This window comes from Algoriella xinjiangensis, assembly GCF_900115015.1.
Taxonomy (GTDB): Bacteria; Bacteroidota; Bacteroidia; order Flavobacteriales; family Weeksellaceae; genus Empedobacter; species Empedobacter xinjiangensis.
Genome location: NZ_FOUZ01000002.1, coordinates 120,502 through 132,759, shown reverse-complemented (window position 1 = coordinate 132,759; position 12,258 = coordinate 120,502). Strand labels below are relative to the sequence as shown.

The following is a 12,258-nucleotide window of genomic DNA, read 5'->3' as shown; positions in this document are numbered from 1 at the left end:
TATTTAGTTATATATCATAAGATTCTGAAACAAGTTCAGAATGATATAGATTATTTATAAAAACTAGATTTATTTATTTTGTCAAGCTGAATTTATTTCAGCTTCACATAACTCAACAATAAAACTAAACTTTAAAACTCACTCAGAATGACATGGGTTATTTAAAAAAAATATTTACTTATCAAACTAAAATCAATCGTCAAGCTGAATTTTTTCAGCTACGCACTACATAATAACACTAATTTATTCAGAAATTAATAATTTTCTTTTACAAACTGAACAACCAAATTCAATGCATTATTAGAAATTATTTTTATAAAATCTTCACGATCCAAATACGGATAAAAAAACTTCTTCGTTAATGTCGTATTTCCGTTTGTAACAGCAATCCAGCATGTTCCAATTTCTTGACTATCTTCGCCTCTAGTTGGCCCAGCAACTCCCGTTGTAGAAACGGCTAAAGAAGAATTCAAGACTTTTAAAACTCCTTTTGACATTTGCATTGCAACTTCTTCTGAAACGACTGAAAATTGATTTATAATAGATGGATTTACGCCTAAAACAGTTGTTTTTACATGTGTTGCATACGAAACTACACTTCCTACAAAATAAGTAGAACTTCCACTAATTGATGTTAATAAACTTGCGACAGAACCGCCTGTACAACTTTCTGCTGTAGAAATTGTTAGCTTTTTTTGAAGTAAAATATCTTTCAAAACCTCAACAATATTTCCTGAATTTTCGGCGACAATATATTCACCAGCAATTAATTTTAAGCTATCAATTTCTTGCTGAATTATATTTTCTAAGTCATTTCTATTTTCGCCCGAAGCAGTAAAACGCAAATCAATTGACGTGCGATTTGGTAAATAAGCCAAATGAATAAATTCGGGTAATTGATTTTCCCAATCTTCTATCAAAATTGCCAAATCACTCTCGGGAATGCCGCTAATCAAAATATCGCGATGAACAATTTCATCTGATTTGAATTGATTTTTTAATCGTGGAATAATTTCATCACGCATCAAACCTTTCATTTCAAAAGGAACGCCAGGTAAATTAATGATAATTTTATCATCAATCTTCGTCCAAAGGCAAGGCGCAGTCCCAAATTTATTTTGAATAAAAGTAGATTTTTCTGGAATTAATGCTTGATCTTGATTCAGATTATTTAATTCGCGTTTATAACCACGTTCTTCAAATAATCGCATGATATTTTGAATTACTTTTTCTTCTCGAACCAAATCACAACCCAAAAATTTGCAAAGTGCAGCTTTTGTTTTATCATCTTTCGTTGGTCCCAAACCTCCTGTTACAATCACCAAATCAGCTTTAGAAATACCTCTTCCAAAGCCTTCCATAATTGTTTGAAATTCATCTTTTACAGATAAAATCTCTTCCACTTCAATTCCAATTGTATTGAGTTGTTTGGCAATAAATGCTGAATTTGTATCAACAATTTGTCCGATTAAAATTTCGTCGCCAATAGTTAAAATAGTTGCATTAATTTTCATAAAAATAAAAAACTTGCTTAAAGTTAAGCAAGTTCTATTTATGATTTTAAGTTTCTTTATTTTTTATCTACACCATTCGTTTGTTCGTACAATTCGTCTCGTTTTTTGTTAACCTCTTTCATAATAACGTTAAATTCTTGATCCGTAACTTTTTCTCCTTTGGTAGGTTTTAAGATTTTTGTTTTCTTAATTTCTTTTATTTTTATGGCTTCAATTTTAGTAATTCTATCTCCTTTATCATAAGTTTCGAGAATTGTTTCTTCTAAAATTAATCCATTTACTCCTGTATAAATATCCACATTATAATTCTTTTTGAAATCTGGCGCATACCAAACCGCAATTTTGAAATTATCTTTAGAATAAGTCGCCTCTTTAGTTAAATAGCCCAATATAGTCTTTGTTTTTCCGGTATCAATAAACTCTAATTGTTTAAAATTATTCTCAATTAAAAACTTTTTTCCATATAAATCTCGTTCTTCTAAATACGTATTTTTTTCAAAATCAAAATAACTATAATTCATGTTAAAATTTGTTGGAACCATAATAAAACGGGCAATTTCTCCTTGTCCATTAGTTACTTTTTTAATGTAAGATACATTAGCTTCTTTCTCGTTAAAAATGAAACGAAAATATTCTTTTGACGGATTAGTATTTGCTTCTATAGTTTTACTACGCTCGATAACATTTGGTTCAGATTGTTTTAATTCTTCTATCCCTTTTTCGTTATAGATATAACTTACATGAGTTTCATATTCTACTTCATAAATCTGTGCTTTTGCAAAAGTTGAGATGAAGAGTAATAGTGCTATTAATTTTTTCATACTTATTTTTTATCTACGCCATTATCTTGGTTATACATTTCGTTTCGTTTTTTGTTGGCTTCTTCGTAAATTTTATCTAATTCATCAGAAGATACAATATTATTTTTCTTTCCTAATTCCGCTATAGGAGATTTAAACGTATATTTTTTTATTTCTTTTAATGAAGTTACGTAAATTGTATTCAACATTTTTCCACTCTCATTTTCTATTACATATTGCATTTCCAAAACAAATCCATCAATTGGTTTTATATTATATGCAGGCATAAAATTCAGCTTTATATCTTTCGTAAACCAAATAATTACATCAAAATTTTGATATTTTGAAGTTGCTTTTTGAACTTTATAGCCTAAAATTTCTTTAAATTCATTCTCGATTTTCCAATCTAATTCTTTTAATTCTGCTTTTTCTATATATTTTTTGCCATAAACATCAACAGGTCTTAGTGCAAATGCATCTTTATAATTAACCGCACTAAAACCAAAAGGCAAATTAGGAACAGACTTTTTTATTGAACCTGTATTTTCTTGTGAATTATTGATTTTATCTAATTCTGAAATGTTCAAATTGTTTTTATCTGCTATAATTTTAAAATTAAGAACTGGTGGATTCGAATTTTGTTCGATATTCCATTTTCTTGCATCTACTTCTTTTATTTCATTAAAAAATTCTAATCCTTTTTCTGAATATATAGTTTGATGTTTTGTATCAACCAATACTTCATAAATCTGTGCTTTTGCAGAAATGGAGAACAATAATATCAAATACAATAAATTTTTCATAGTAGTTTAATTTAGAATTAAATATAAAAAAAAGAGACACAAAAACTGCATCTCTTTTTTTATTATTGTTTAATTTTTTTTTTTCTCTTTAGTGAATATGTTTTTCTGCATGATAAGAAGAACGAACCAATGGTCCTGATTCTACATGACGGAAACCTAAACCTTTTGCAAAATCTTCGTATTTCTTAAATTGCTCTGGCGTAATAAATTCTTTTAATGGTAAATGTTTTTTTGTTGGTTGTAAATATTGACCAATTGTAATAACATCTACATTTGCGTTTGCTACTTCTTGAATTGTTTCGAAAACCTCATCTTCAAACTCTCCAAGTCCTAACATAATTCCTGTTTTTGTACGAGGTTGTCCTGCTTCTTTTGCATAACGTAAAACCTCTAAACTACGATCATATTTGGCTTGTATACGAACTTCGCGCGTTAAACGACGAACCGTTTCCATATTATGAGAAAGTACTTCTGGACCAGCTGCGATAATACGATCAATATGTTTTTCCATTCCTTGAAAATCCGGAATCAATGTTTCCATTGTTGTACCTGGACTAATTCTGCGCACTGCATGAATTGTTTCTGCCCAAATAATAGAACCCATATCTTTTAAATCATCACGGTCAACCGAAGTTAAAACAGCATGTTTTATTTGCATTAATTTGATAGAACGCGCCACTTTTTCTGGCTCAGCCCAATCCACTTGTTCTGGACGACCTGTTTTTACACCACAAAAACCACACGAACGTGTACACACATTTCCCAAAATCATAAATGTTGCAGTTCCTTCGCCCCAACATTCGCCCATATTAGGACAACTTCCACTTTGGCAAATGGTATTCAATTTATATTTATCAACTAAGCCTCTTAGTTCTCTATGTTTTTTCCCAGTTGGTAATTTTACGCGTAACCATTCTGGTTTTTTAACTCTTCCGTCCGGTCTTAACTCAACACTCATACGTTACTTTTCTGATTGGCTAATTTACAATTATTTTTTTGAAGTTTTTATACGATACAATGATAGAAAATATTGTATTGATTATACTTTTAAAAAAGCTGAATTTGATTAGATTCTAACTCTAACAAAAACTGTTTTCTATGTTTTCCACCCGCAAAACCAGTTAACGAACCGTCCGAGCCAATAACACGATGACATGGGACCAAAATAGAAATTTTGTTTTTACCATTTGCATTTGCAACAGCTCTTATCGCTAAAATATCGCCAACTGCAATTGACTGTGCTTTGTATGATCGTGTTTCACCGAAAGGAATTTTAACCAATTCTTCCCAAACTTTTTTCTGAAAATCAGTTCCGATAAAATCAATTGGTGTTTTAAATTCTTTTAAATTTCCTTCAAAATATAATTTCAATTCTTGTTCTAAATTATTTAATAAAATATCATTCTCTGCTTCTATTATTTCATCTATATCACCTAATTCTTTCAATTGTTTTTCGGTTGTTTTACCATCCAAAAACTCCAGCAAACAAAGTCCTTTTTCTGTTCGTATTGCAAGCATTTCTCCTATTGGAGTTGTAATATTTTTTGAGCTGAACATTTTATTAAATTTTAATTGAAAGTTAGAAAAATATATCCGTTATTTGGCATCAATATTGTTGTTAAAAATATCATAAATTCTACTGATGAAAAGATCTATTTTTGCGAGTATTTTCGCATCTATTTTATTATTTTCTTGCCAATCAAAAGGTGTGCAAAACGAAGAAAATAAAACTGAAACCAAAGCAGAAGTTGCTGCAGAAGCTAAAGAACATAATGCGATGAACTCTTTGGATTGGGCAGGAAATTACGTTGGTACGTTGCCTTGTGCAGATTGCGAAGGAATAAAATATAGTGTTGAATTGAAAAAAGATGGAAACTTTTTTATTGAGCAAGAATATTTAGGAAAAGAAACGGTTTACCAGGACGAAGGTTTTTACAAATGGGATGCTTCTGGTAGTATTTTATATTTAAATTCTAACATTAGTCCATTGGTCTTAAAAGTTGAAGAAAATCGCTTGAAAGTTTTAGATCAAGAAGCAAAAGAAATTACAGGAAATTTGAAAGATAAATACATCTTGAAAAAAGTAAAATAATAAAAACAAAAAAGCAATCTTCTTAATTGAGATTGCTTTTTATTTTTGAAATTATTTTAATGCAGTAAATTGTCTTTTTTTAAGTTTTCAAAAACTTTGATTACGCCAATTACTTGTATTTCTTCTTTTAAATAGTCATCAAAACTAAAATAGTTTACCGCTTCTATTTCGTTGGTTGGTTTTATTTCTTCGTTAAGTTGGTACAAATAACAATCTTGTTCCATCAACAAATTATTTTCGCCAAACGCTTCGGCAGTAATGTGACAATAATAGTTTAAATTTTCTTCGATTAAATCTAAACTCAATTCTTCTTTAATCTCTCGAACAAGCGCCGATAGTGAAGTTTCGCTATCATCTATTTTTCCACCTGGCAAATACCACGCTTTTTTGTTTCGACTATATGTTAACAAAAGTTTATTCTCTTTAATCACCAATAAACCTACTGTTGGTAGTTGAATCATTTTCTATTTTTCTAATCCTTTTTGCCATTCCCAAGCTGTTCGCATACTTTCGGCAAGCGTAGTTTTTGGTTGCCAACCAAGTTCGTTTTCTGCAAAAGAATTATCCGCATACGCTTCAATAATATCACCTGCGCGACGCTCTTTTATTTGATAATTTAGTTTTAAATAATTTGCATTCTCAAACGCATTTACAACTTCTAAAACCGTAGAACCCGTTCCTGTACCAAGATTAAAAAACTCTAACTTTGATTTATTTTTCTTCTCAACCAAACGATTAATTGCTTTTACGTGTGCATCAGCCAAATCATTTACATCAATATAATCACGAATTGCAGTTCCATCTCTTGTCGGATAATCATCTCCCCAAACAGACAAAGTCTCGCGAATACCAGCCGCAGTTTGCGTTACGTACGGAATTAAATTATTAGGAACACCTTTTGGTAATTCTCCAATTTTTGCAGTTTGATGTGCTCCTACTGGATTAAAATAGCGTAAACAAATTACATTTTTATCAAATGCTGAAGAAAAATCTTCTAGAATTTCTTCGCCCATTTGTTTCGTTTTTCCGTATGGTGATTCAGGTTTCTTTAATGGTGTTTTTTCGTCAATTGGCATCTTATCTGCCTGTCCATACACTGTACAAGATGAACTGAAAATGATATTATCCGTATCAAAATCTTTCATCGCATCCAAAACATTTAATAAACCAACCAAATTATTACGATAATACATCAATGGTTTTTCTACCGATTCGCCAACAGCTTTATATGCTGCGAAATGAATAATACCATCAACTTTATTTTGTTGAAAAAACTCGTTTACCTTTTCTTGATTCTTTAAATCAATTTCAAAATAAGTTGGTTTGATATTCGTGATAGATGTTATTCTATCCAAAAAATCTATATCTGTGTTTGATAAATCATCAATAATTACAACTTCGTAACCTGCATTTTGCAATGCTACAACTGTATGCGAACCAATATATCCTAAACCTCCTGTTACTAATATTTTACTCATTATCTATTTTTAAAGCCTTTTGATTGTACTTCAAATTTAGGAAAATAAAAAAGCTTCTGAAACATTCAGAAGCTTTTTATATCTATTTATTGAATAATATTATTTACCAAAAAATTCTCTTACAGCAGATGTAATATAAGTTAATTGCTCATCATCTAATTCTGTATGCATTGGTAAAGACATTACTTCTTCTACCAATTTGTTTGTATTCGGGAAATCTGCATCATTATAATGTCCGTTATCATACGCTTTTTGTTTGCGCAATGGCACTGGATAATAAATCATTGCAGGAATATCTTTTCCAGTTAAAAATGCTTGTAATTCATTACGTTTTCCGTTTGTAACACGCAATGTATATTGATGAAATACATGTGTTGTATCATCACCTTTTACAGGTGTTAATAACTCATCAATATCTTCAAAAGCTTCTGTATAAGCTGCAGCCGCTGCATTACGCGCTGCATTATAATCGTTTAATAAAGGTAATTTACGACGTAAAACTGCTGCTTGAACAGAATCTAAACGAGAGTTAACTCCTACTTCATCATGATAATAACGTTTGTACATACCATGGTTTACAATTCCGCGTAAACGATGTGCAATATCATCATCATTTGTAAAAATTGCTCCTCCGTCACCATAACAACCTAAGTTTTTAGATGGAAAGAAAGATGTACAACCAATATCTCCTATTGTACCAGCTTTTTTACCTTTGTAATCTGCTCCAATAGCTTGCGCTGTATCTTCTATAACATATAAATTATGTTCTTTTGCAATTGCCATAATCTCGTCCATATTTGAACATTGTCCAAATAAATGAACTGGAATAATTGCTTTTGTTTTTGGTGTAATAGCAGCTTTTAATTTATCCGTATCTACTGTAAATGTATCATAATCTACATCAACCAAAATAGAACTTAACTTTAATAAATCAATTACCTCTACAGTTGCCGCAAATGTAAAATCTGCAGTAATTACCTCATCACCTGGCTCTAAACCTAAAGCCATCAATGCAATTTGTAACGCATCTGTACCGTTTCCACAAGGAATAACGTGTTTTACATTTAAGTATTCTTGCAATTCAGTTTCAAATTGTTTTACTTCCGGACCATTTACAAATGCTGCCGAATCTAAAACATTTAAGATTGCCGCGTCTACATCATCTTTTATTTTTTGGTATTGACTTTGTAAGTCAACCATTTGTATTTTTTTCATGTCTTAATGAATCTATAAATCAACAAACTAAAAAAAGTCGTTATTATTACCACAAATGTACAAAAAAAGCTAAATCTAAATTTTTAACTTTGCAAGATTGTGCAAGGATTTTACAACACTTCAATTAAGGCGTACGGAATGGCGCTAAAATTGGCCTCAAATTTTAATGAAAAAGCAAAACTTTGGGTTGATGGAAGAAAAAACTGGGAAGAAAAAATAGCTTCTAAATTATCTAAAACTGATAAAGTTTTATGGGTACATTGTTCTTCATTAGGCGAGTTTGAGCAAGGTCGTCCTGTGATTGAAGCTTTACGCGAAAACTATCCAGAACATAAAATTGCCGTTTCATTTTTTTCGCCATCAGGTTACGAAATTCGTAAAAATTATCAAGGTGCAGATCTTATTTTTTATTTGCCTTTGGACACAAAATCTAATGCAAAAAAGTTGATTAAAATTCTACATCCCGAGATTTTAATTTTAGTCAAATACGAATATTGGTTTAATTTGATTAGCGAATTACATCAACAAAATATTCCGACAATTGTTGTTTCTGCAATTTTTAGAGAAAAACAAAATTTCTTTAAAAACAACGGAAATAATTGGTTTGCGAAGAAATTAAATTTGATTAATCATTTCTTTATTCAGAATAAAAAGTCAAAAATGTTATTAGATTCTATTCATATTTCGCAAAGTACAATTGCTGGCGACACGCGTTTTGATCGTGTAAAACAGATTATTCATCAAAATAATCAATTGGATTTCATGGATCATTTTAAAGCAAATTCTAAATTAATTGTAGTTGGAAGTTCTTGGCCAAAAGATGAAGAATTATTTATTGAATTGATTAATCAAAAACTAAACAATGATTGGAAAATTCTTTTTGCGCCTCACAATCTTAATGAAGCAGAAATCAACCATTTTATTGCGAAAATAAATCAAAAAACTATCAAATTTTCGGATTTAGAAAAAACATCGACACAAGATTTAAATGATGCGAAAGTTTTTATTTTAAATACAATTGGCGTTTTATCTAAAGTATATTCGTACGCAGACATAACGTATATTGGTGGCGGATTTGGTGCTGGAATTCACAATACATTAGAAGCTGTTACATTTGGTAATCCGGTTGTTTTTGGTCCAAAATATAAGAAATTTCAAGAAGCCGTAGATTTAATTGAAGTTGGTGGTGGTTTTACGATTGCTAATCAACACGAGTTTAATGAAATTATGAATCAATTAATGAATGACGAAAACTTCAGAAATGATGCTGGAAAAAAAGCGGGAGATTTTGTTCAAAATTCTCCAAATGCCACAAAAATGATTATGAATTATTTAAAAGAAATTTTATAAATCTTAATTTTTACAGAATTTTAACAAAAAAGGCATAAAAATTGTTACAATTAACAGATTATTGATTTATTATTAATCGTTTACTATGAACAAAATTTTACTTTTGCAATATAAATAACAATCGCTAAAGTAATAAACAAAATAAAACATGAAAAAACTAATCTTAGGAATAGCACTTTTTGGAGGAATAAGTGCAGCAAACGCACAAATTGATTTAGGTGTAAAAGGAGGACTTAACTTCCCAACATTATCGGGTACTGAAAGTGCTAAATTTAGAACAGATTTTTATGTAGGTGGTTTTGCAAACTACAAAATTACAGATCAAATTAGTTTTCAACCAGAATTATTATATTCTAAACAAGGTACTGGAATAAAAAGACATGATGGTGGTGATAAAAAAATTGTTACACATAATATCAATATTCCATTAATGGGACGTTATGAAATTATGGAAGGATTAAATCTTGAATTTGGTCCACAATTAGGATTTTTAGTTTCTGCTAAAGAAAAAAAAGAATTCAATAATATAAAATCTAAAGAACCAATTACAGATAACTATAAAACATTTGATTTTGGTTTAAACTTTGGTGCAGGTTATAAAGTAACTGATGAGTTAGAAATAAATGCGCGCTTTACAAAAGGATTAACTGATATTAATCACGATCCAGCTTCTAAAAGTACAACAAATACATATTTTAGTATTGGTGTAGCGTATAAATTAATGGAAATGTAATTTCTTAAATTATAACATATTTATTAAAAGGAACTTAATTAAGTTCCTTTTTTTATGTCTAATTGTTAAATATTTACAAAATAATTTGGATAATTTATTTTTTAATCTACATTTGTAGAACAAGAAACACAATTGTAGATATGAAAATAAAACTATCTAAAAAAGAAGAAAAAGTAATGGAAGTTATTTGGAGCGGAAAACATGTTTTTGCAAAAGATATTATTGATTCTTATGATGATCCAAAACCTGCAAATACCACCATTTCTACCCTACTAAAAAGAATGTATGACAAAGGTTATATTGATTACGAGCAAATGGGAAACTCGAGAAGATATTTTGCTTTGGTTAAAAAAGACGATTACTTTACAAAAGAAGTAAAAGGAATGATTAGTAATTTTTTTAATAATTCAACTTCACAATTTGCTTCGTTTTTTGCAAAGTCAAACAATATGTCGGTAGAAGAATTAGAAAAATTACGTGCGATAATTGACAATGAAATAGACCGTAAAAAGAAATAGCGTATGATTGCGTATTTAATCAAATTTATACTTTGTTCTGGTTTTTTATATTCGTATTATAAATTATTCTTAGAACGCGAGAGCATGTATAAAATCAACCGATTTTATTTACTATTTGCTCTAATTTTTGCTCTAATAGCACCATTTTATAAAATACATGTGCCAATTACAGCAGAACAAACCAATATTTCGCCTGAGCTTTTGAGTTGGTTGATGCAAAATCCTGAATTATTAGAACAAGAAAATAGTTGGAATTTTGGTGATATTTTAAACATTATTTATTTAATAATCGGAATAATTTTACTCGGAAGATTCTTATATAATTTATACGAATTAATGTTTAAAATAAAAACGGAAGAAAAACTCGAAGATTATAAAATCACTTATATTTTAGATCTTGAAGCAGAACAACCTTACAGTTTTTGGAAATATATTTTTATTCCAAAAAAGCAAATAAATGATTTACATCAAAATTTAATAGATCACGAAAAAGCGCATTGTATTCAAAAACATAGTTTTGATATTTTGTTAATCGAGATTTTTCAAATTATTTTTTGGTTTAATCCTTTTGTGTATTTCTATAAAAAATCAATCAAGTTAAATCACGAATTTCTTGCAGATGAATATGTTTTAATGCAAAATAATGATGTAAAAACATATCAACATCAAATTTTGGATTGCATTGCTGCTCAAAATCCATCAATTATGGCAAGTCATTTCAATTTTATATTAACCAAAAAACGTTTACTTATGATGACAAAAAATACATCTAAACAAAAAGTCAAAATGTTATCTTTTGCTACTTTTCCATTCATTTTATCTGCATTTGTTTTATTTAGTCAAAAAACATTTGCGCAAAAAGTTGAACAAAATGCACAAAAAGTTGAACAAGCTTTAGAAAAACCTGTTGAACCACAAGCTAAATTAATATTCCAAATCAAACCAGATAAAAATAAAGATACAATTACACAAATTGGTACTTTTAGTATTAATCCTAAAGATTCTCTTAAAAAAATTAATCCTACTGATATTAAATCAATTGACGTTAATAAAAAAGAAAATTTAGTAGTTATTACAAAGAAAAATAATGACACAACAAAGTATTATGTAAATTCTAACTTTACACCTAGCGACACAAAAGTAATTCAAATAAAAAATTTAAAAACAAACGAATTATTAACAGAAGATTTAAAAAAGAAGCTAAGTGATTTACATCCTAAAGACATTAAAACAATTAATGTTAGAAGATTAAACGGCAAAAAAATTGTGATTATAAATGATTCTATCGAATATAATTTTGATGATAAAAATTTGGATATACTTACAAAAAATAATAATCAAGATTTAAAACCGATTTCTATTACAATGTATACCAAAAATGGTGTAGTACATAATATAATTAATTCTGATATTGATCCAATTTATTTCTCAAAAAACAATAAAAATTCTACAACAGATTTACAAAACCAAATAAAACAGTTAAAACTGACTGAAGAAATTACCAAAAATCAAATTAAAGAACTAGAAAAAAGTGTGAAAAAACAGAAAAAAAATCTGAAAAAATAATTTCTCAAACGATACACAATAATATTTACAATATAGTGTTCTATATTAATAAATCGTAATTAGTTATTTTTTTATAACATTTAGAAAAAAGGAAGTTTTTCTCAGACTTCCTTTTTTTGTGCGTCATTGTTTGGCTTTGCAACTTTTTATTCTTGTTGTAAATTATTAACTTTCTAAAAAATTTGGATA

13 protein-coding genes are annotated in these 12,258 nt (G+C 28.9%); 5 read left to right on the top strand and 8 right to left on the bottom strand.

Annotated elements, in window-relative coordinates:
* Positions 1-254: 254 nt before the first annotated feature.
* The 5 genes from BM072_RS02215 to BM072_RS02195 form a co-directional block, all read right to left on the bottom strand.
* The gene (locus BM072_RS02215; RefSeq protein WP_092906135.1) at positions 255-1,514 is read right to left on the bottom strand and encodes a CinA family nicotinamide mononucleotide deamidase-related protein; all 1,260 of its coding nucleotides are present in this window, start codon (positions 1,512-1,514) and stop codon (positions 255-257) included.
* 56 nt (positions 1,515-1,570) lie between these two features.
* Positions 1,571-2,335 (bottom strand): GLPGLI family protein, encoded by a 765-nt coding sequence (locus BM072_RS02210; RefSeq protein WP_092906133.1) that lies wholly within the window; start codon positions 2,333-2,335, stop codon positions 1,571-1,573.
* 2 nt (positions 2,336-2,337) lie between these two features.
* Positions 2,338-3,117, bottom strand: coding sequence for a GLPGLI family protein (locus BM072_RS02205; protein ID WP_092906131.1), 780 nt, complete (start codon positions 3,115-3,117; stop codon positions 2,338-2,340).
* A gap of 88 nt (positions 3,118-3,205) precedes the next feature.
* Positions 3,206-4,075: a lipoyl synthase gene (gene lipA / locus BM072_RS02200; protein ID WP_092906129.1), complete on the bottom strand. Its 870-nt coding sequence runs from the start codon at positions 4,073-4,075 to the stop codon at positions 3,206-3,208.
* A gap of 89 nt (positions 4,076-4,164) precedes the next feature.
* Entirely contained in the window at positions 4,165-4,674 is a 510-nt protein-coding gene (locus BM072_RS02195; RefSeq protein WP_092906127.1) for a methylated-DNA--[protein]-cysteine S-methyltransferase, read from the bottom strand.
* An 85-nt stretch (positions 4,675-4,759) separates the two neighbouring features.
* On the opposite strand from BM072_RS02195, the gene BM072_RS02190 reads away from it, so the two are divergent.
* The gene (locus BM072_RS02190) at positions 4,760-5,209 is read left to right on the top strand and encodes a copper resistance protein NlpE (protein WP_092906125.1); all 450 of its coding nucleotides are present in this window, start codon (positions 4,760-4,762) and stop codon (positions 5,207-5,209) included.
* Positions 5,210-5,265: 56 nt separating this feature from the next.
* Here the strand turns inward: BM072_RS02190 and BM072_RS02185 are convergent, their stop codons facing one another.
* The 3 genes from BM072_RS02185 to BM072_RS02175 all read right to left on the bottom strand — a co-directional run bounded on the left by BM072_RS02185 (position 5,266) and on the right by BM072_RS02175 (position 7,902).
* Entirely contained in the window at positions 5,266-5,670 is a 405-nt protein-coding gene (locus BM072_RS02185) for an NUDIX hydrolase (protein WP_092906123.1), read from the bottom strand.
* A 3-nt stretch (positions 5,671-5,673) separates the two neighbouring features.
* Positions 5,674-6,687 carry a UDP-glucose 4-epimerase GalE gene (gene galE / locus BM072_RS02180; protein WP_092906121.1) on the bottom strand — a complete coding sequence of 338 codons (1,014 nt, stop codon included), beginning with the start codon at positions 6,685-6,687 and terminating at the stop codon, positions 5,674-5,676.
* Positions 6,688-6,786: 99 nt separating this feature from the next.
* Positions 6,787-7,902 carry a DegT/DnrJ/EryC1/StrS family aminotransferase gene (locus BM072_RS02175; RefSeq protein ID WP_092906119.1) on the bottom strand — a complete coding sequence of 372 codons (1,116 nt, stop codon included), beginning with the start codon at positions 7,900-7,902 and terminating at the stop codon, positions 6,787-6,789.
* 99 nt (positions 7,903-8,001) lie between these two features.
* Between BM072_RS02175 and BM072_RS02170 the strand changes: the two genes are divergently transcribed.
* From BM072_RS02170 to BM072_RS02155, 4 genes are all read left to right on the top strand, one after another.
* On the top strand, positions 8,002-9,252 hold the full coding sequence (locus BM072_RS02170) for a 3-deoxy-D-manno-octulosonic acid transferase (RefSeq protein ID WP_092906117.1): 1,251 nt from the start codon (positions 8,002-8,004) through the stop codon (positions 9,250-9,252).
* A 148-nt stretch (positions 9,253-9,400) separates the two neighbouring features.
* Positions 9,401-9,985: a porin family protein gene (locus BM072_RS02165; protein ID WP_092906115.1), complete on the top strand. Its 585-nt coding sequence runs from the start codon at positions 9,401-9,403 to the stop codon at positions 9,983-9,985.
* Between the two features lie 140 nt (positions 9,986-10,125).
* Positions 10,126-10,503 carry a BlaI/MecI/CopY family transcriptional regulator gene (locus tag BM072_RS02160; RefSeq protein WP_092906113.1) on the top strand — a complete coding sequence of 126 codons (378 nt, stop codon included), beginning with the start codon at positions 10,126-10,128 and terminating at the stop codon, positions 10,501-10,503.
* Between the two features lie 3 nt (positions 10,504-10,506).
* The gene (locus tag BM072_RS02155; protein WP_092906111.1) at positions 10,507-12,069 is read left to right on the top strand and encodes a M56 family metallopeptidase; all 1,563 of its coding nucleotides are present in this window, start codon (positions 10,507-10,509) and stop codon (positions 12,067-12,069) included.
* The last annotated feature ends 189 nt before the right edge of the window (positions 12,070-12,258 follow it).

Excerpts from the sequence above, each read along its gene's own strand:
- lipA (WP_092906129.1), bottom strand. The coding sequence starts at position 4,075 with ATGAGTGTTGAGTTAAGACCGGACGGAAGAGTTAAAAAACCAGAATGG.
- BM072_RS02195 (WP_092906127.1), bottom strand. The coding sequence starts at position 4,674 with ATGTTCAGCTCAAAAAATATTACAACTCCAATAGGAGAAATGCTTGCA.
- BM072_RS02155 (WP_092906111.1), top strand. The coding sequence starts at position 10,507 with ATGATTGCGTATTTAATCAAATTTATACTTTGTTCTGGTTTTTTATAT.
- BM072_RS02190 (WP_092906125.1), top strand. The coding sequence starts at position 4,760 with ATGAAAAGATCTATTTTTGCGAGTATTTTCGCATCTATTTTATTATTT.
- BM072_RS02205 (WP_092906131.1), bottom strand. The coding sequence starts at position 3,117 with ATGAAAAATTTATTGTATTTGATATTATTGTTCTCCATTTCTGCAAAA.
- BM072_RS02165 (WP_092906115.1), top strand. The coding sequence starts at position 9,401 with ATGAAAAAACTAATCTTAGGAATAGCACTTTTTGGAGGAATAAGTGCA.
- BM072_RS02160 (WP_092906113.1), top strand. The coding sequence starts at position 10,126 with ATGAAAATAAAACTATCTAAAAAAGAAGAAAAAGTAATGGAAGTTATT.
- galE (WP_092906121.1), bottom strand. The coding sequence starts at position 6,687 with ATGAGTAAAATATTAGTAACAGGAGGTTTAGGATATATTGGTTCGCAT.
- BM072_RS02215 (WP_092906135.1), bottom strand. The coding sequence starts at position 1,514 with ATGAAAATTAATGCAACTATTTTAACTATTGGCGACGAAATTTTAATC.
- BM072_RS02210 (WP_092906133.1), bottom strand. The coding sequence starts at position 2,335 with ATGAAAAAATTAATAGCACTATTACTCTTCATCTCAACTTTTGCAAAA.
- BM072_RS02185 (WP_092906123.1), bottom strand. The coding sequence starts at position 5,670 with ATGATTCAACTACCAACAGTAGGTTTATTGGTGATTAAAGAGAATAAA.
- BM072_RS02175 (WP_092906119.1), bottom strand. The coding sequence starts at position 7,902 with ATGAAAAAAATACAAATGGTTGACTTACAAAGTCAATACCAAAAAATA.